The 18,832-nt window shown below is 65.3% G+C and carries 19 protein-coding genes; 15 read left to right on the top strand and 4 right to left on the bottom strand.

The window, feature by feature from the left end; genetic code table 11:
• Window positions 1–700 precede the first annotated feature (700 nt).
• The 10 genes from ACLQ7E_RS17650 to ACLQ7E_RS17605 all read left to right on the top strand — a co-directional run bounded on the left by ACLQ7E_RS17650 (window position 701) and on the right by ACLQ7E_RS17605 (window position 9,289).
• Window positions 701–1,327, top strand: a complete 627-nt coding sequence (locus ACLQ7E_RS17650) for a biotin transporter BioY (protein ID WP_411733877.1) — start codon at window positions 701–703, stop codon at window positions 1,325–1,327.
• Window positions 1,327–2,412 (top strand): AMP-binding protein, encoded by a 1,086-nt coding sequence (locus ACLQ7E_RS17645; RefSeq protein ID WP_411733876.1) that lies wholly within the window; start codon window positions 1,327–1,329, stop codon window positions 2,410–2,412. Before ACLQ7E_RS17650 ends, ACLQ7E_RS17645 begins: the two co-directional genes overlap by 1 nt.
• A complete protein-coding gene (locus ACLQ7E_RS17640; RefSeq protein ID WP_411733875.1) occupies window positions 2,402–3,526 on the top strand; it encodes a thiolase family protein in 1,125 nt (374 codons plus the stop codon). Before ACLQ7E_RS17645 ends, ACLQ7E_RS17640 begins: the two co-directional genes overlap by 11 nt.
• Window positions 3,523–4,215 carry an energy-coupling factor ABC transporter ATP-binding protein gene (locus ACLQ7E_RS17635; protein ID WP_411733874.1) on the top strand — a complete coding sequence of 231 codons (693 nt, stop codon included), beginning with the start codon at window positions 3,523–3,525 and terminating at the stop codon, window positions 4,213–4,215. The genes ACLQ7E_RS17640 and ACLQ7E_RS17635 overlap by 4 nt, the downstream gene beginning before the upstream one ends.
• Entirely contained in the window at window positions 4,209–4,820 is a 612-nt protein-coding gene (locus ACLQ7E_RS17630) for an energy-coupling factor transporter transmembrane component T family protein (RefSeq protein WP_411733873.1), read from the top strand. Before ACLQ7E_RS17635 ends, ACLQ7E_RS17630 begins: the two co-directional genes overlap by 7 nt.
• Complete coding sequence (locus ACLQ7E_RS17625; RefSeq protein WP_411733872.1) at window positions 4,817–5,143, top strand: CHY zinc finger protein; 327 nt, start codon at window positions 4,817–4,819, stop codon at window positions 5,141–5,143. Before ACLQ7E_RS17630 ends, ACLQ7E_RS17625 begins: the two co-directional genes overlap by 4 nt.
• Window positions 5,144–5,427: 284 nt before the next feature.
• Window positions 5,428–5,985 (top strand): dihydrofolate reductase family protein, encoded by a 558-nt coding sequence (locus tag ACLQ7E_RS17620; protein ID WP_411733871.1) that lies wholly within the window; start codon window positions 5,428–5,430, stop codon window positions 5,983–5,985.
• Window positions 5,986–6,168: 183 nt separating this feature from the next.
• On the top strand, window positions 6,169–8,502 hold the full coding sequence (locus ACLQ7E_RS17615) for a hypothetical protein (protein WP_411733870.1): 2,334 nt from the start codon (window positions 6,169–6,171) through the stop codon (window positions 8,500–8,502).
• Window positions 8,503–8,569: 67 nt separating this feature from the next.
• A complete protein-coding gene (locus ACLQ7E_RS17610) occupies window positions 8,570–8,953 on the top strand; it encodes a DUF3054 domain-containing protein (RefSeq protein ID WP_411733869.1) in 384 nt (127 codons plus the stop codon).
• Between the two features lie 57 nt (window positions 8,954–9,010).
• Window positions 9,011–9,289, top strand: coding sequence for an Lrp/AsnC family transcriptional regulator (locus ACLQ7E_RS17605; RefSeq protein ID WP_411733868.1), 279 nt, complete (start codon window positions 9,011–9,013; stop codon window positions 9,287–9,289).
• Window positions 9,290–9,706: 417 nt separating this feature from the next.
• Here ACLQ7E_RS17605 and trpD read toward each other — a convergent pair whose 3' ends face one another.
• Window positions 9,707–10,759, bottom strand: coding sequence for an anthranilate phosphoribosyltransferase (trpD, locus tag ACLQ7E_RS17600; protein ID WP_411733867.1), 1,053 nt, complete (start codon window positions 10,757–10,759; stop codon window positions 9,707–9,709).
• Between the two features lie 146 nt (window positions 10,760–10,905).
• Here trpD and ACLQ7E_RS17595 point away from each other — a divergent pair, with 146 nt between their 5' ends.
• From ACLQ7E_RS17595 to ACLQ7E_RS17580, 4 genes are all read left to right on the top strand, one after another.
• Entirely contained in the window at window positions 10,906–11,544 is a 639-nt protein-coding gene (locus tag ACLQ7E_RS17595; protein WP_411733866.1) for a heme-copper oxidase subunit III, read from the top strand.
• 67 nt (window positions 11,545–11,611) lie between these two features.
• Window positions 11,612–12,400, top strand: coding sequence for a c-type cytochrome (locus tag ACLQ7E_RS17590; RefSeq protein ID WP_411733865.1), 789 nt, complete (start codon window positions 11,612–11,614; stop codon window positions 12,398–12,400).
• Between the two features lie 69 nt (window positions 12,401–12,469).
• Complete coding sequence (locus ACLQ7E_RS17585) at window positions 12,470–13,513, top strand: Rieske 2Fe-2S domain-containing protein (RefSeq protein ID WP_411733864.1); 1,044 nt, start codon at window positions 12,470–12,472, stop codon at window positions 13,511–13,513.
• A 3-nt stretch (window positions 13,514–13,516) separates the two neighbouring features.
• Window positions 13,517–15,193: a cytochrome b gene (locus ACLQ7E_RS17580; RefSeq protein WP_411733863.1), complete on the top strand. Its 1,677-nt coding sequence runs from the start codon at window positions 13,517–13,519 to the stop codon at window positions 15,191–15,193.
• 351 nt (window positions 15,194–15,544) lie between these two features.
• On the opposite strand, the gene ACLQ7E_RS17575 is transcribed toward ACLQ7E_RS17580, so the two are convergent.
• Entirely contained in the window at window positions 15,545–16,630 is a 1,086-nt protein-coding gene (locus tag ACLQ7E_RS17575) for an alpha/beta fold hydrolase (protein ID WP_411733862.1), read from the bottom strand.
• 314 nt (window positions 16,631–16,944) lie between these two features.
• Here ACLQ7E_RS17575 and ACLQ7E_RS17570 point away from each other — a divergent pair, with 314 nt between their 5' ends.
• Window positions 16,945–17,286, top strand: a complete 342-nt coding sequence (locus tag ACLQ7E_RS17570) for a hypothetical protein (RefSeq protein ID WP_411733861.1) — start codon at window positions 16,945–16,947, stop codon at window positions 17,284–17,286.
• Between the two features lie 199 nt (window positions 17,287–17,485).
• Here ACLQ7E_RS17570 and ACLQ7E_RS17565 read toward each other — a convergent pair whose 3' ends face one another.
• Window positions 17,486–18,271 carry a GntR family transcriptional regulator gene (locus ACLQ7E_RS17565; protein ID WP_411733860.1) on the bottom strand — a complete coding sequence of 262 codons (786 nt, stop codon included), beginning with the start codon at window positions 18,269–18,271 and terminating at the stop codon, window positions 17,486–17,488.
• A gap of 159 nt (window positions 18,272–18,430) precedes the next feature.
• Complete coding sequence (locus ACLQ7E_RS17560; RefSeq protein WP_411733859.1) at window positions 18,431–18,832, bottom strand: cytochrome c oxidase subunit 4; 402 nt, start codon at window positions 18,830–18,832, stop codon at window positions 18,431–18,433.

The following is an 18,832-nucleotide window of genomic DNA, read 5'->3' as shown; positions in this document are numbered from 1 at the left end:
GCCGAGCCGGTGCAAGGGCCTTCGGTGCCGCTTCCCCGGCATTTCAGCGAATACAGTCCGGCGGAACCCGCAGAGCTGGGGTCGATTCCGGTGCGCAAGACAATGGAGGCATATGGTGCCGCAATCGGGACCGGATCATTTGCCCGAGCTTTGATTCGGAGGTCGCCGGTCCTATTGCGCATGATCCACGGGAACCAGACTGGCTACCGTGAAAGCATGGTTGGAGCCGAATGGGGTTGGCCCCTCGCCTGCAATGGCTTCACAAGGTTCAGTGGCGGCTCGGCAACGGTCGTGGACGATCCCCCAATGCACATCACGGTGCACGACTAAATGGTCTTCTCCAATCCCACCAAACGTAGTAGGACCCCCCGCGTGGCAGGTGTCTTTTTGCACTGGTCGCTCGGTTGAGAGCGCCCCCGCTGCCTTGCTTTCACAAGGCTGGAGCCGATTTTTCAGGTTTCGGGCCAGGGCCTCCAGGCCGGCACCGATTCACGCCCCCGAAATGAATGAGACGCGTTCTGCGGTTGGCTGGCCGATATTCACCGCGAACTCTGAGGGACGCGGCGTCGAAGTGTTACCGCCGCTATTGTGGCTGACGCCAGGGGGTCACTATAGTAAACACCATCCACCTGAACACCGTTCAATTGGACGGTGTTCAAGTAGGTACCGTTCAGGCTTGAAAAGTAAGAGGACACTTCCCATGACCAATCACCGTACCCTCCCAAACAGTTCCGGCAGCCGGCGGCTCGACGCCACCAGTCTCGCCCGGGTCGCCGTCTTCGCGGCGATTGTCGCCGTGCTGGGCCTGCCGGGCGGCTTCTCCGTCGCCGGCGGCGTCCCGATCACCGTCCAGACACTCGGCGTGATGCTCGCCGGTGCCGTTCTCGGGCCGTGGCTTGGTGCCCTTTCGATGACCGTGCTGTTGTCACTGGTCGCGATTGGCCTGCCCCTCCTTGCAGGCGGCCGCGGTGGCATCGGCGTGTTCTTCGGCCCTTCGGTGGGCTACCTCCTCGGCTGGATCGTCGGCGCGTGTGTCATCGGCTTGATCGTGCATGCGGGCGGGCGCAAGCCGGTGCTGTGGCGGACGCTGGTCGGCGTGCTTACCGGCGGCATCCTGGTGATCTACGCCTTCGGGATCCCGGTGCAGAGCATGGTCACTCGCCTGCCGATCGGCGAGACGGTGTTGATGAGCCTCGCTTTCGTACCAGGGGACCTGATCAAGGCCGTGACCGCGGCGATCATCGTAATGACGCTGGTCCGGGCATACCCCCGCGCCTTCCGCCGCGTGTGGGCCTCGAAGTCGGCTCAGGTCCTGGAGCAGGTCTAGTGATCATCCCGGTGAGCGGCGGGGAAACCGGCCTGCTCGAACATCTCCAACGGATCAGCGAGGCGGGCGACGTCCCCCTCGTCGGTGATCCCCGGTGGCCGCGCGCGCAATGGGACGCCACGGTCGAGGCCGCCGCGAAGGCCGAGGTTCCCGACGGAACCGCCTGGGCGACGCTCACCTCCGGCAGCAGCGGTGCGCCGCGGATCGTGCTGCGCACCGCGCAGTCGTGGGCCGACTCGTTCGCGGCCGTCGGCGGGTTCCTGGACGCCGGGCCCGGGCAGACCGTGGCACTCCCGGCCCCGCCCGCTTCCTCGCTCACCCTCTTTTCCCTTGCGCACTCGCTCTCCGGCGGCCCGCGCCCGATGCTGCGGGTCACCCCGGATGCCGACGCGCTGCACGGCACACCGCAGGCACTTCGGGCCGTGCTCGACGCGGGCGCCCCGCCGCGGCTGCGCGCTGCGTTGATCGGCGGATCCCACCTGGACCCGGCGCTCCGTGAGCGTGCCGAGGCTGCAGGCATCCGCGTGACCGCCTACTACGGCGCGGCCGAGCTGTCCTTCGTGGCCTGCGATGAGGGCGAGGGCTTGAAGCCGTTCCCCGGGGTCGACCTGGACATCCGGGACGGCGAGCTGTGGGTGCGCTCCGCCTTCATCGCCTCCGGCTATGCCGGCGCCCCCGGTCCGCTGCGCCGGGACGGTGCGTGGGCGACGGTCGGCGACCGCGCGGAACTCGTCGACGGCCGCCTCCGCCTGCTGGGAAGGGCCGACGACGCGATCCTCAGCGCTTCGGCGACAATCGTTCCCGAGGAGGTCGAGGCGGTGCTGCGCACGATTCCGGGCGTCCGCGACGCGCTGGTGTTCGGGCTGCCGCGCGGTCCCGTCGGTGCCCTGGTCTCGGCGTTGCTGGAGCTGGACGGCGATGCGCCGGCGGACCTCCGACCGCTTGCCGCCGCCGGGTTGGCACCGGCCCACCGGCCCCGGCGCTGGTTCGCCGGAGAGATCCCGCGGACAGCCTCGGGCAAGCCCGCACGTGCCGAAGCCCTGCGCCTGGTCCTGGCCGGGGAGGTGCAGCACCTTGCAGCCTGAGAACGATCCCGTCATCATCGCCGCCCGGCGCAGCCCCGTCGGCACCCGGGGCCGCGCCCTGGCACAATTGCGCGTCGAGGAGCTGGCGGCACCCGTGATCAGGGCGGCACTGGCCGACGCCGAAGCGGCACACGGCTCTCCGATCGCGGTGGCCGATGTGCTCCTGGGGAACTGCATGGGACCCGGCGGCAACCCCGGCCGCATCGCCGCGCTGGCAGCCGGGCTCGGCCACGAGGTTCCCGGCGCAACGGTGGATCGGCAATGCGGGAGCGGCCTGGCGGCAGTGCTCGATGCCGCGGCCGCGATCCGCGCCGGTGATCGGCGGATGCGCGTGGCCGGCGGCGTGGAGAGTGCCTCCACGGCACCGGTGCGTTCGGTGGACGGCATCCCCTATGGCCGTGCCCCGTTCGCCCCCGCGGGCTTCGACGACCCGGAGATGACCCGGGCCGCCGAGGACCTTGCCGTGCATGACGGCATTTCGCGCGCCCGCCAGGACGCCCATGCAGCGCGCAGCCACGCTCGCGCACGCGCCGCACTCTCCGCCGGCCGGTTCGATGCCGAACTGGTGCCTTTGGCCGGGCTACGGCATGACGACGCGATCGGCGGCGCGGAGCGACTGCTCCCCCGTTTGCCGGCGCTCTTCCCGGGAGGCACGCTCACCGCGGGCACGGCAACGCGGATCGGGGACGGCGCCGCCGCCCTGGTGCTCGCACCTGCAGGCGTCGCGCCAGGGCTGGCGATCCGGGCGTCCGCCGTTCTCGGCTGCGATCCGGCGCTTCCGGGTATCGGGGCCGCCGGCGCCATCCGGGCCGCCCTGCGCTCGGCGGGATTGGAACTGGCGGACATCGCGGCGCTGGAAATCGTCGAGGCGTTCGCCGCGCAGAGCCTGGCCGTGCTGGACCGGATCGGGATCACCGACGACGACCCGCGGCTGTCTGCCGATGGGGGTGCGCTGGCCCTCGGCCACCCGTGGGGTGCCAGCGGTGCGATCGCCGTGGTGCGCCTCTTCAGCCGGCTCGTGCGCGCCGGGGCGCCGGCGGGGACCCGTGGGGTCGCCGCGGCGTCGATCGGCGGAGGCATGGGGATCGCCGCCGTGCTGGAGGTGGTTCGATGAGCGCGGGAGGAATCCACCTCAATGCCGTCGGGGTGCGCCTGGGCGATACGGACGTGCTCCAGGATCTCTCCCTCGATCTTGACGCGCGTACCGTGGCCGTCATCGGGGAGAACGGCTCCGGCAAATCCACGTTCGCCCGGTTGATTGGCGGACTGGTCAACCGGACCTCGGGCGAGATGAGCATCCTGGGGATCGACCCGGCCCGCCGGGCTGCCGAGTTGCGGCGCCGCATCGCCATCGTGTTCAGCAATCCGGACGCGCAGATCATCATGCCAACGGTCGCCGAAGACGTCGCCTTCTCGCTCCGCGCCGACCGGCTCCGAGCGGCCGAGCTCGAGGAACGGGTGGAAACGGCGATGGATAGGTTCGGTCTCACCGCTTTGGCCGAACGGCCGTCCCACGACCTCTCGGGCGGGCAGAAGCAGATGCTCGCGCTGTGCGGCGCGTTCGTGCGCAACCCGGAGCTGGTGATCGCGGACGAGCCGACAGCCTATCTGGACGCGCGCAACGCCAGGCGGGTCGCCGACCACCTGTTCGAGGACGCCGGGCACCGCCTGGTGCTCGTCACCCACGATCTCTCGCTGGCCGCGCGGTGCGAGCAGGCCGTGCTTTTCGCCGGCGGACGCATGGTGGCCCTCGGCGAACCGGAGGCGATCATCGCCAGGTACGAGGCGGTGCTGGCATGCTGACGCTCTACCGGCCGGGCACCGGCTGGCTGCATCGCATGCCCGCCGGCCCGAAGCTGCTGATGATCCTGTCGGTGGTGCTTGCCGTGTCACTGCTGCCCTCGCACTGGTTCTCGGCCGGCCTCGCTGCGGCAGTGGGCATTCTGGGCTACGCGCTGGCCGGCCTCGGCCCAGGCCTGCGCGGGATCCGGGAACTGGGTCGTCAGGTGTTCGCGATCCGCTGGGTCATCGTGATCACCGTCGTCAGCCAACTCATCTTCCTGGGCCCCGAGCCCGCAGTTGCCAATGCCGCCCGGGTCACCTCCGCGATCGTGCTTGCCGCACTGCTCGCCCTCACCACGCGGGTGACCGCGCTGCTGGACGCCATCGAGCGCGGGCTGAGCCCCTTGGAACGGCTGGGCCTGGACTCACAGCGCATCGCGCTGCTGCTCACGGTGACCATCAGCACCATCCCGGTGCTCGGCCGCCGGGCGAGCGAGGTGCGCGATGCGCAGCGGGCACGTGGAGCGCGTAACAACCCGCGCACCTTCGTCGTCCCATTTCTCATCGTGGCGCTCAAGCACGCGGACGAGCTGGGCGATGCGCTCACCGCGAGGGGCGTGCGATGAGCCTGGACCGGCCAAACGTCCTGGGACCCGTCGTCGATGGCCAGACGCGCTGCGTCCACTATCGAACCCCGCTGGACGTCATTGCGATCAAGTTCGCTTGCTGCCGCGACTTCTACCCGTGCCACCTCTGCCACGCGGAGGCCGCGAACCACGTTGCAGCGCAGTGGCCGTCGGATTCCCGCGACGAGCCGGCCGTGCTCTGCGGCGTCTGCGGAAACCTCTTGGCGATCACCGAGTATCTCGGCGTCGACTCATGCCCGGGTTGCGCTGCGGCGTTCAACCCAGGCTGCAAGTTGCACACCGAGCTGTACTTTCAGGTTTGATGCGGTGGCATGGGATCTCCTGTGTAGCCATTTGCAGGCTACCCAACAGTTGGCAATTTCCCCTGCACTCAGTGGCACTTGTTCACGGTGACACATGGCAGCCAAGCCGCCGGGCGCCTGCGCATGTCGGTTGGCGGCCGGCCCGGTTGGGGGCCGCCCCGGTTGGGGGCACCTCGTCACGTCCCAGGCAGATGACCCGCCGCCAAGGGTTCCATTGCCCGTACCGGACTGCCAGCCTAGTTGAACCAAATATTCACGCAGCTACATTCAAGGCGAAGCCTCACATGCGGCGGATCATCAACTCCACCTATGTCTCACTCGACGGCGTCATTACCAGCCCGCAGCATTGGCCCGCCCTTGAAGACCCCGGGGACGAAAGGGCAAGGATCCAGCAGGAGCTCATTGAACAGTGCGACGCCGTGCTGTTGGGCAAGGACACCTACCTGGGCTTTGCTGCGGTGTGGCAGGGCCACTCAAACGAACCATTAACCGATCGCATCAACGCCTTGCGGAAGTACGTCGTATCCACAGAGCTGCAGGAAGCCACTTGGGACAACACCGTCATCATCGGCGACGACGTGGCCGACGGCATTGCCCGCATCAAGTCCGAACCCGGCCAGGACATCCTGACCTACGGGTTCGGACGGCTCGCGGGAACACTCATGGAGCACGGACTGCTCGACGAGATCCGCCTGTGGATCCACCCCTTCTTCCTGGGCGCAACGCCCGATGCCGGCCTCCTGATCCACCACACGGCCGCGGCCCGATTGCACCTGGCAGGTACCCGGATGATGGAAAACGGCACGGTCATACATTCCTATGCCGTGGATCACCCGTCGTAGCGTCGGGAAACGGCGGCCGGCCTTCACGTTCAACTCCATCTTCCGGGCCGGACTGATTGGCGGGAACCCTCGCACTCCCATGTGAGATACGACATGGTCCGGCGTGCGCTACCGGCAATCCTCCATGTGCGGCTGTTAGTCTCAAGGCCGTCAGAGCCATTTACGACCACCGGAAGACCGACAGTGCACCACGACCCCCAGCACGATCCGCACCGGCTGACCCGACGCGGGCTGTTGTCCCTCGCGGCACTGGCCGTCGGCGGGGTCGCACTCTCTCCCCCGCACTCCCCCGCCGAAACGCCGGCGGCGATTCCCCCGAAGCCGGCGACACCCAGTCCGACTGCCAGTCCCACGCCCAAGCCAACACCCCCGGCCAAACCCGGGCCGCCGCCGTGGCGCTCGCGCGATCCCCTGGTGACGACCCCGCTTAAACGGGCATCCAACACCCGCGGCGCCATATCCCGCTTCGAGGGGGCGTTTCCCGCACTGAACGTCAAGGCCGTGGTCCCGCTGCCCGGACTCACCGGGGCACCTGTCCCCTGGCTTGCGGTGTCAATCGTCGGACCCGTCAACCAATTGCAGATCGTCAACCCGGACGCCGGGGTGCCGGTGCACGTGGTGTCCATTTCCGACAGCCACAATGGCGGCATCGAATCCCTGGTCTGGCACCGGGGAAGCAAGACCCTCTATCTCAGCACCGGCGGCAGCCTCCTGTCCTGGAGCCCGGCCAGCCCCAAGGCGGTGCGCCGGATCGGCGTGGTCCCCGGCGCGACCGTGCTGTACGAGCTGCGGCTGGATTCTGCAGGCAACGTCTGGGGCGGCACCTACCCCAACGGGGCCACCTTCACCTACACCGCGGCAATGAAAAAGATCCGGGCCCACAAACGACTCGCCGCGGACAGCGATTACGCCAGGCGCCTGGCCATCGGCCCGGACGATACGGTCTGGGTCGGAACCGGTTCCCGAAACCCGCGGCTGTTCACGTTCCCCGCAAGCCAACCCGGGCGGCGCACCGAGGTCCAGCTGCCCAACCCGATGCCCAACGGCTTCATCTCCTCCATCGACGTGATCGGGGACCGCATCGTGGTGACGGCCAGCGATGTCACCGCCGAGCTGCTGCTTGACCCCGCCACCAAAAAATGGGCCGGCAAGGTCGACCGCGTCTGGGCCGCCCGCCGCGCGTCGGCGGAAGTCACAGGCAGCGGGCGAATCTTCAGCATCTCCAAGGGGATCCTCTACGCGACTGACACCTCGACCTGGCGGGACACGAAGCTGGGTCCGGTCGGCACCAGCGCACCCCTGGTGCTGGAGGCCTCCGCCAAGGCGGTGCTCGTGGCCAGCCAGATCCCCACCGGCCTGCGCCTCGAATCCTTCAACCTCGCCACCGGAACCGTGGACAAGGTCCGCACCGTCTCGCTCACCGACGGCGAATTCACGATCCAGTCGCTGATGGGGCACTCCGACGGGAACGTCTACGTGGGCGGCTACATGGGCGACGGGCTCGCCGCCGTCAACCCCGTCACCGGGGGCCGCTGGGACTCCCCCGACGCCGAAGACCTCGTCAACCAGATCGAGGGCATGATCGAGTTCGATGCCGCGCGCAGCTACATCGGTTCCTACGGCTCGGCTGACATCATCAGCGTCGACAGCCGGAAGAAGGACAAGCCAGAGGGCTACGTGCGGCTGGAGCGGCTGAGCCGCAAGTACCACCAGTCCCGCCCCTTCGGCTGGGCCGTGAACTCCCGCAACGTGTTCTTCGGCACCGTGCCCGATTACGGGCGGGCTGGCGGCGTGCTGGGGATGATCGATCCCCGCGCCAACAAAATCAGCTGGGTGCTCAACGGCGGCGGGGAGGGATTCGTCCGCTCCCACTCCATCGTCGGACTGGCAGCCGACGACCGCTACGTCTACGGAACCTCCTCCACACGCAACGGCTACGGCATCCCCGACACCAAGGGCCCTGCCAAGGTCTTCAAGTTGGAGATCGCCACGAAGAAGAAGATCTGGGAAACCGCGCCGGTCACCTCTTCCGGCGCCCTGTACGCGCCCAAGCTCATTGCCGGGTGGCTGGTGGTGGCCGACATCGAGGGCATCAACATCATCGACCCGGTCAATGGGAAGCTCCTCCGGCGTCACCGCCTCACCGCCGCACGCAATGCCGCCAACCGACCCGGGTGGGCCAACGCCGACATTGCCCAGGTCGGCGACGGCTCCAAGGTCGTGCACAGCGCGGCGGGAACCACCACGGTCGTGGACTTCCGCGGCGGCACCCAGGCCGTGATCGGCAGCCCCAAGGGCAAGCAGCGGTTCGGCAACCGGCTCGCTGCCACTCCGTCGGGCCGGGTCTTTGGCTACACCGACAAGACGGTGCTGGTGGAGCTGGACCTGCTCCCCCGCCCTGCCGTGCGAAAGGCGAAGATCCCAGTCCCCACGCCCACGAAGGCCAGAGAACCTACGCCAACGCCCACGAAGGCAAGGCCACCTGCGCCAACGCCCGCGCCTACCCGGAGCCCGTAGGGCGTCTTCGCCCAACGCCCTCCTACCTGCGGGCACACCGACGTACTACGCCACGTAGAATAGATGCATGACCTCTCGTAAGACCTGGATCGCGTATTTCGCGATCGATGTGGTCCTCGTCCTGATCTTCGCCTTGAGCGGACGGGGCTCCCACCAACATTCACTGACCATCCTGGGTGTGCTCCAAACCGCCACGCCCTTCCTGCTGGCACTGGCCGCCCTGACGCTGCTCTCGCGCCCCTGGGTCAACCACTCACGGATCTGGCCCACCGGAATACTCGTTTGGCTCGGGACCGTGGCCCTGGGGCTCGCCCTGCGCGTGCTTTTCGGTGCCACCGCCGCGGTGCCGTTCATTATTGTCGCGACGATTGTGCTTGGCGTGTTCCTGTTGGGCCGCCGAGCGGTTACCACCCTTATTGCGCGCCGCCGCGTGCGCGCGTCCGAATCCTGAACTAGGCTCAAACCAAGTTCAGGGATCCACTCCCCACAAACATCTGGAGGTATCCACGTGGTCACTGCATTCGTCATGATCCAAACCGCTTCTGACAGCATTCCCGAGTGCGCCGAAAAGATTTCCAACATCGAAGGCATCTCCGAGGTCTATTCGGTCGCCGGCGACTGGGATCTCATTGCGATCGCCCGGGTCCGCCACCACGAGGACCTGGCCGAGGTCATCGCCAACAAGCTCTCGAAGGTCCCTGGCGTCACCGGAACCCAAACCCATATCGCGTTCCGGGCATATTCCAGCCACGATCTGGATGCCGCCTTCTCGCTCGGTCTCGAGTAGCGGGACCGCTTTGGCACTGTGAATGATCCGTGGCGGGTGTGCCGCGACCCCGACAGGGGACCGCGGCACACCCGCCATCGCACTTAACCCGGCGCCGCTCCCCCGCCTGCCCAAGCCTCGAAGTCCGGCAGCCCTGCCACTTGGCCTCGGATCAAAACCCGCACGCCGAGTGCTCCCGAATATGTTGGTGGCGGGTCGCTTTGTTACGCACCGACGACAGTTCGGCTCTTTGCCCCTGCCCCCACGGCAACGCGCTCCCCCAAAAACCACACGACGCTCGCCAGCGAACGCAAAAAGCCTTGGAGGGCGGAGGCCGGCAAAACGGGCGCGGGGCCCCAGAAACGGCACTGGCGCGCCTCCCATCCATACGGGATGGTCGACGCGCCAGTCGGCATGCTGGATCGCACGCCTGAAAACCTAGGCCGTTGCCTGGATCCACTTCTCGAGGACCCGCCGTGCGGAACCTGAATCGATCGACTCGGCCGCCCTCGCGACGGCCTTTTCCAGCCGCTCCCGCAAGGAGCCGGCACCGTCCTGGTCGAAGGCGACCAGCCCGGCAGCGGCATTGAGCAGGACTGCATCGCGGACGGGGCCCTGGGCCCCGTCGAGCACGTCCCGCACCACCTGGGCGTTGTGCTGCGCATCTCCCCCGCGCAGGTCATCAAGCGTCACTCGAGCCATGCCGAGATCCCGTGCGTCGAAACGCGACTCGGTGACCTGTCCGTCACGAACTTCCCAGACCCGGTTGTCGGCGGTCGTGGTCAGTTCGTCAAGGCCGTCCTCGCCGCGGAAGACCAGCGCGCGGACCCCCCTCGCGGCCAGCACGCCGGCCATCAGCGGCGCCATGCCCAGGTCGGCACAGCCGATGGCCGAGGCGGTGGGCTCCGAGGGATTGGTCAACGGCCCCATGAAGTTGAACGCCGTCGGCACCCCCAGCTCGCGCCGGGGAACGGCTGCATTGCGCATGGAGGGATGGAAGATGTTGGCGAAACAGAAAGTGATGTTCGCCGCGTCCAGGACATCATTCAGTTTTTCGACGGGGACGTCGAGCCTCACACCCAACGCCTCGAGCACATCGGCGGAACCCGATGACGACGAGGAAGCTCGGTTCCCGTGCTTCACGATCCGGGCCCCGGCCCCGGCACACACCAGGGAGGACATCGTGGAAATATTAACGGTGTTCTGTCGGTCACCCCCGGTTCCCACGATGTCCAGGTGCTCGCCCTCGATATCCAGAGGCCTGGCATTGGCGATCATCGCCTCCACCAATCCGGTGAGTTCATCAACTGTTTCGCCCTTGGATCGGAGCGCAACAAGGAATCCAGCCACCTGCGCATCGCTGGCATTTCCCGTCATCACCTCGCCCATGGCCCAATACGCTTGGTCCCTGTCGAGGTCGCCACCGGCGATCAGCGCAGAGAGAATTGACGGCCATGTGGGGAACTTTTGGTTCGTTCGAATCGTTGACACGCCTCTAGGTTATCTACGAATCGTAGAAAGTCTGAAATGTTAATCCCGCGTGTTTCCGCGGCTGTAGGCGTGAAGCGGTGAAATTTCCCGCCACGCGGGGCCCAATGCATTGGTGTCAGAGGTACTTTTATAGACATAATGGCTCTGTGACAACTGCGACTCATGCCCTAATTGCCCCGGCGCATCCTGCGCCGAACCGTCCCAACATGGTGTCGGTAGGAACTGTCGTCTGGCTTGCCAGCGAGCTGATGTTCTTTGCCGCGCTTTTCGCCATGTACTTCACACTCCGCGCTGCATCGCCGGAGATGTGGGCGACCGAAACCGAGAAACTCAACGTTCCGTTCGCACTTATCAACACGATCATCCTGGTCTCGAGCTCGTTCTCCTGCCAGTTGGGTGTCTTCCGTGCCGAGGATCTTAAGCCTCGCCGCACCGGCGGACTGTTCAACTTGAAGGAATGGGGAATGGTCGAATGGTTCGTCCTGACCTTCATCCTCGGTGCCATCTTCGTTTCCGTGCAGGCCTACGAGTACACCGAACTGGTTGCTCACGGCATTGCACTGAATTCAAACGCCTACGGCTCGGTCTTCTACATGACCACCGGCTTCCACGGCTTGCACGTGGCTGGCGGCCTCATCGCCTTCCTGCTGATCATCGGACGTGCACTGATTGCACGCAAGTTCGGTCACTACGAGGCAACCGGTGCGATCGTTGTGTCTTACTACTGGCACTTCGTCGACGTCGTGTGGATCGCCCTGTTCGCGATCATCTACTTCCTGAAGTAGCGCAACCCAAAACGTTGCCTACTTTCGGCAACTTCCCCGTTCTAAGAAATAAGTGAGGAACCAGCAAGTGAAGGCTCTTTCGCAAAGGCGCCGCCATCCACTCGCCGCCGTCGCACTGCTGTTGATGGGCCTGCTCATCACTGGAGGCCTGTACATGGCCGCCGGCAGCGTCAACGAGGCCAAGGCGGCCACAGGATATAGCGCAAGTGACATCGAGGAGGGCAACAAGCTCTTCGTCGCGAACTGCGCTACCTGCCACGGTTTGAATGCAGAAGGATCCGCTGACGGTCCTTCGCTGATTGGCGTAGGCGCCGCTGCAGTCGACTTCCAGGTCGGAACCGGCCGTATGCCGATGCAGATGCAGGGGCCCCAGGCTCAGGCCAAGCCGGTACAGTTCGATGACGCCCAGATCTCCCAGCTGTCCACATTCGTGGCCAGCCTCGGTGCCGGTCCGGCAATCCCGTCGGAAGACGTGCTCGATACGACCCATGGTGACTCTGCCGCAGGCGGTACTGTATTCCGCGTGAATTGCGCAATGTGTCACAACGCCGCCGCTGCCGGTGGCGCACTAACGCGCGGCAAGTTTGCCCCGGCCCTGGCCGGCGTATCCGAGAAGCACATCTACGAGGCCATGGTCACCGGCCCGCAGAACATGCCCGTCTTCAACGACTCGAACATCACCCCCGAAGAGAAGCGTGACGTGATCACCTTCCTGAAGGAAGTTGAATCACAGGGTTCACCGGGCGGAGCCAAGCTTGGCTCGCTGGGTCCGGTCGCTGAAGGTCTCTTCATCTGGACCGGTGGTCTGGGCATCATCATTGCCTTCACCATCTGGCTCACCTCGCGTCCTTCCTAGGTCGCTGGCGGCCCGTGCCGCCAACATCACTACGTACTAATGAATCTTGAGAAAAGGATGAGAGACAACATGGGCGACCATAGTCACGGCAGTCCGGACGACTCGGGCACCGTTGCTAAGGCTGGCACGGGAACCCTGGAGAAATTCCAGGATCCCGGCCTTCCGCCGCATCGGAAGCGCTTGGCAGATACCGACCCGCATGCAGAGAAGCGAGCAGAGCGTCAGGTAGCGCTGCTGTTCATCATCTCCATCATCGGAACGCTGTCGTTCTTTATTGCTTACTTCGTTCTCGGACGTCCGGAAAACCTCTCGGACATCCGTGTACAGAACGCGATGCTCGGCCTTGGCACCACTTTTGCCATGCTTGGCATCGGTATCGGCATTGTTCACTGGGCCAAAACCCTGATGCCGGACCACGAAATCTCGGAAATGCGTCATGAGGTCACCACCGAGGCTGACCGCAAGGACGCCGAGGAAATCATTAACCAGGTGATCGAAGAGACCGGCATCAAGCGCCGTCCGTTGATTCGCAACACCCTCATCGGCGCCATTGCCTTGGCTCCGATCCCGGCGATCTTCATGTTCCGCGACCTCGACCGCTCCGGCAAGAACGCCGGCGAAATGATCGAGCAGTTCCGCCACACCATGTGGGACAAGGATGTGCGTCTGACGCGCGATCCTTCCGGCACTCCCATCAAGGCAGCCGACGTCCAGATCGGTTCGGCGTTCCACGTCATTCCCGAGGGGCTCGACGAGGCCGAGGACGTGTTGAACGAGAAGGCCAAGGCAGTTGTTCTGTTGATGCGCCTTGACCCCTCGAAGATGGAAATCTCCGCAGGACGCGAAGACTGGCACGTGGACGGCATCGTTGCCTACTCGAAGATCTGCACGCACGTCGGTTGCCCCGTTGCACTGTACGAGCAGCAGACGCACCACCTGCTGTGCCCGTGCCACCAGTCGACCTTTGACCTCACGCAGGAATGCAAGGTCATCTTCGGCCCGGCCGGACGCCCACTGCCACAGCTGCCAATCACGGTTGACTCCGACGGCTTCCTGGTCGCCCAGAGCGATTTCCATGAGCCTGTTGGCCCGAGCTACTGGGAGCGTGGCTAATCCATGAGCACATCAACTGAGTACACCCCGAAGACCTCCACTGGTCGCATTGCCCACTTCGTCGACCAGCGTGTCGGCGGATCGGTCATCGTCAAGGAATTCGGTCGCAAGATCTTCCCTGACCACTGGTCCTTCATGTTCGGCGAGGTGGCGCTGTACACCTTCGTCCTGTTGCTGATCTCCGGAACGTTCCTGACGTTCTTCTTCGATCCGTCGATGGCACACGTCATCTACGATGGTTCGTACAACCCGCTCAAGGGCATTGGCATGTCGGCCGCCTACTCCTCGTCGTTGGATATCTCCTTCGACGTGCGTGGCGGCATGTTCATGCGCCAGGTCCACCACTGGTCGGCAATCCTGTTCGTCGCCGCCGTGTCGGTCCACATGCTCCGGGTGTTCTTCACCGGCGCATTCCGCAAACCGCGCGAACTGAACTGGGTTGTCGGCGGCGTGCTGCTGATCCTGGCCATGGCTGCCGGCTTTACCGGCTACTCGCTCCCCGATGACTTGCTCTCCGGCAACGGCCTGCGCATCATCGATGGCGTCATGAAGTCGATCCCGCTCGTGGGTACCTACCTTTCGCTGTTCCTCTTCGGTGGCGAATTCCCGGGCACCGTAATTATTCCGCGTCTGTACTCGCTGCACATCATGATCGTTCCGGCGATCATCCTGCTCATGGTTGCCTTGCACCTGTTCATGGTTGTTGTGCACAAGCACACCCAGTACCCCGGCCCGGGCCGCACCAACGACAACGTCGTGGGCTTCCCGGTCGGTCCGGTCTACGCGGCCAAGGCCGGCGGATTCTTCTTCATCGTCTTCGGCATCGTTGCGGCAATCTCCGGATTGCTGACCATCAACCCGATCTGGAACTACGGCCCGTATGACCCGTCGCCGGTTTCCGCAGGCACCCAGCCTGACTGGTACATCGGCTTTGTTGATGGCGCCCTGCGCCTGATGCCGGGCACGTTGGGCAACTTCTCGTTCGAGTGGCTCGTCCCGCTACCGTGGGGCACCAACACCCTGACGCTGAACGTCCTGTTGCCGGCGCTTGTCCCTGCCGGCATCATGTTCACCATCATGTTCGCCTGGCCGTGGATTGAAAGCTGGGTCACCAAGGACAAGCGCGAACACCACCTGCTGGATCGCCCGCGCAACGCCCCGTTCCGTACGGGCATGGGTGTCGCCGGTGTTGTGTCCTACTGCGTGATGTGGGCCGCGGCCTCCTCCGACTTGATCGCCACCCACTTCCACGTGTCGTTGAACGACGTCACCTACTGGTTGCGGGCGCTGTTCTTCATCGGCCCGATCCTCGGCTTCATTGTGGCCCGCCGCATTGCACTTTCGCTGCAGCGCAAGGACCGCGAGATCGTCTTGCACGGTCGCGAAACCGGCATCATCGAGATGTCCCCGGAGGGCACCTTCACGGAACGCCACGAACCGCTGGATGCCTACAAGCTGCACCAGCTGGTCAACTACGAAGACCGCAAGGTCATCGCCGCCCAGCCAAACGCAGCCGGCCACATCAGCCGCAGCGAAAAGCGCCGCGGCGCCCTGTCCAGGTTCTTCTTCGAGGATCGCGTGGCCCCGGTTACGCCTTCCGAGTTGGCTGCACTGCATGCCGAGCATGGACATGGTCCGGCAGAAATCGAAGACTCCACCACGGAATCAATCGAAAAGTAGTATCTGCCAGGAATTCATCCTGACTGCTGGGGCCCACCAATTGGTGGGCCCCAGCAGTTTTTAACGCACATTTGACCGTGCCACTTGAATTCTAGGGGGCCGAGGGCGACGAACACCGGGCACAAATCACTCCCACTCCCCCGGACGCCACGACCCCTTGGTCGTCGTGGCGTCCGGTGTCATTCCAGTCGGCGGCGAGCCAGTACTGGTGAGAGACTGCGAGGGATTCCCCGCGGCAGCTCCTGCTGCCTGATGACCACAAACCCGAAGGAAGCCACCACGCCGACATGCGTGGCCAGCAGTGATGAGCATGAATTCCCCGAGTTCGGGGGATGCCTGCAATTTCCCCGCTCACGTGTTGTTGTGTTGCCCTGAACCCGACGACTGCCCCGCCGGTCCGGAGACGCAGGCATCGGTGGCATCGAGGTGGCTCGTGATCGCCGTCATCACCTCGGTCATGTCGGGGTATGGGAACGGGTGACCCGCGTCGTCCAGCCAAAGGCCGCAAGCGGAAGGGATGGCTGCGGCGAGTCGGTGGCCGTGCTCGATCGGCAAGAACGCATCGGCGTTCCCGTGTATCACGAGGGTGGGTGCCGTGATCATGCCCAGAAGCGGGTAGCGGGAGCGGGTCACGGCGACAGCAACCTGGTGCTGCAGCAGTGCACGGAGGTTCAATCCGTTTCGTTCGCGCAGGTCGTAAAGAACGATCCTGGTCCACTCCTCCACGTCGACAGGTTCGTCTCCGCCTTGCGCGACCAGCCCCGCGAGGAGCTCCTTCACGAGATTTGATTCCCCGCCGAGCAAGCGGTAGCGCAGCAGTGGCAAGTCCGCTATCGCCGACTGGATCAGCGGCCAGGCCCGAGGCCCGGGCATGGAGGTGTCGGTTGGGTCCGCCGACGTTGACATGAGGGTGAGGGAATGGACACGCTCGGGGTATGCGATGGCGACCTCTTGGGCGACGAAACCTCCGAGGGAGAGCCCGAGCACGTGAACGCGGTCAATGCGAAGCTCGTCGAGGACGGCGACCGCATCGTTCGCCATGTCGATCAGCGAGTACGGATGCTTTCGGCTCCAGCCCGTCATCCAACTCGACGCGCCGGTGCCCCGATCGTCGTACCTGACCACGCGGTATCCGGCCGCCGACAGGGCGCGCAGGAACGCGGGCGGCCAGAACAACGAGCCCACACCGAGCGAGGAGTTGAGCAAAACGACTCCCTTCTCCACACCGGCAGGAGGGATGGACTCGTACCAGATCCGGACCGCGCCGGACTGGGCGTACCCCGATTTGCCGTTGACGACTCCCGTGACGGGGCCGGCGCGGATGCGGGCAATCGTTCTCTCGGTGCCGGGCGGCAGACGGGGCCCTCGCCACGCCAGAAGCGCCGCGAGTCCGCCAAGTCCCAGCGCCGCCGATGCCAGCGCCACCCACTTCCTCATTGACTCAGCATAAATGACGGCCCCTGCTCGCGTCCTCACCCCGCAGATGCCACTCCTTGCGCTGATTCATCGTCACGTTCCCATGGCATCCACCTCGCTGAGGGGGAACCAGCCTGTTCGAGTGCACCGATCACAACCACCGGCTTGGCGCCACGACCATACAGCTGGCCCCCACGGCCGGTCTCGGGGCCACGGCACCAGGGCTGTCGCCGCCGCCATGCGCCCCGGCCCGGGTTCAACGCCTGAACCCGGGGATCCTGCATCCGCGGGCCGCCGGTCCCGATGCCACAACTGATGTGGGAGTGCGGCGATTCATGTCTCGGTTGGCAACGGCCACCTACATCGCCGTGCTGCGGACCCCACACGACGACACCCGGAATTCAAGTGAGCACCATGAAAAAGCCGGCATTCGCTACATCGTGGACGACGTTGCCGCCGCCCTCGATTTCCATGTCAACCATCTCGGTTTTGCCGTGGAGTTGCACCCTGGACCGGGCTTCGCCGTCCTGGGCAGGGCGCCCTTGAGGCTGATGCTCAGCGTTCCGTCCGGCAAGAACCCCGCCGGTGTACCCCTGCACGCGAATGTGATCACCGGGGCGGGCCGCAAGCAGCCGCTGCTGGAAAGATCCCCCGGGGAACCTGGCGGAGCTCTTTGAACCGCCTCCGACCGCCGCTTCCGGCACAGCCCCCACGGAGCCCACAACGTCGCCGGGTTTTGCATCCCCGCAGCCGCAATCGCCGCGCCGAAGCCACACTCGGTTCCGCAGCGCGTCGGCGCACCGGCGCCCCCCGCCGCCGAGGGTCGGCCGCACGGATGCCCTCAAGGCCGCTGCGGACCGCTCTGGAGCGCTGGAACTAGCGCACGGTGGTGTAGCGCGGGCTGCGGGTTCCCTGGCGCTGCAGCGGGACGAAGAGCTTGTAGCGGTCCGAGCGGTACAGGGAGATCGAATAGTCGACGAGAACCTCGCCGACGAAGGCGTAGCGGGTGATGCGCAGCAGCGGGAAGCCCACATCGACCTGCAGCAGTCCGGCATGTTCGCTGGTCGCCGCGGTACTTTCGATCTGGTCCTCGCCCCATTCCAGGATCAGGCCGTAGCGTTCATGCAGCGACTGGTAGAGCGAAATGGGTGGAGGGTCGTTCAGGAAGCCGGGCACCAGCTCGCTGGGCATGAAGTTCTCATCCAGGCTCATGGGCTTGCCATCGGCAAGCAGGAGGCGGCTGAAGCGGATCACGGGTTCACCCTCATCGATCTCCATGTGCCGCGACAGGCTGCTGGAGGCGGGCGCTTCCTCGAAACGCAGCACGTGTGCATCGGGGACCATGCCGCGCCGGACCATTTCCTCGCTGTATGAGTTCAACCGGATCTGCAGGTCAAGCTTCGGGTGCGCCACGAACGTCCCCACGCCGACCACGCGCTTGAGCACCTGGTCCTCGACCAGCGAGTCGATGGCCTGTCGCAGGGTCTTCCGGGCCACGTTGAATCCCTCGGCCAGCTCGCGTTCGGGCGGCAGCCGGTAGCCGGGCTGGCAGACCGTCGCTGCGTGGCTGCGAAGGATCTCGCGAATCTGCCGGTATTTGCTGACCGGCGAGTCCTCGTCGATCGTGCCATGCACCTTTGGCTGCGGCGCGTAGGGTTTCACGTTTGCTCCATTGTCGTCGGGCCGGCACCCGGCCCCTCTGGATACCATTCTCCCGCATTCGGTCGCTGGCCGCTTAAACAGCGGAAGCGGTGTTTCCCTCCCCGCGAGGGGAAAGAAGCACCGCTTCCACCGATGAACTTCGTTTGTTACGCGCCCGGGTTAGTGGGCGTGGTTACCGCGGCTGAACTCGTAGACCCAGCCAACAAGGGCGATGATCGTGAGGCCAACACCGATGTACACGACCCAGAAGCCCAGTGCCAGACCGGCAAAGCCGATCGCGGCACCCGTACCCAGGGCCAGCGGCCACCAGCTCCACGGAGCGAAGAGGCCGACGGTGCCGGCGTTCTCGTGGATGTCGCCGTCAAGACGGTCCTCGGGACGGGCACCCACGCGACGCGAGGTGTGCAGCAGGTACCAACCGATCATGATGCACATGCCCGAGAGCATGAATAGTGCGAGGAAGCCTACCGGCTCCTCCCAGTTCACCATGATGCCGTAAACGATCCCCACCGGGGTGAAGAAGAAGATGCCGCCCAGGAAGAGCCAAGATTCTATTTTCAT

It is taken from the genome of Paeniglutamicibacter sp. (genome assembly GCF_046714615.1).
Lineage (GTDB): Bacteria > Actinomycetota > Actinomycetes > Actinomycetales > Micrococcaceae > Paeniglutamicibacter.
The sequence above is the reverse complement of the archived record's forward strand: the minus strand, read 5'-3'. Positions and strand labels throughout refer to the sequence as shown.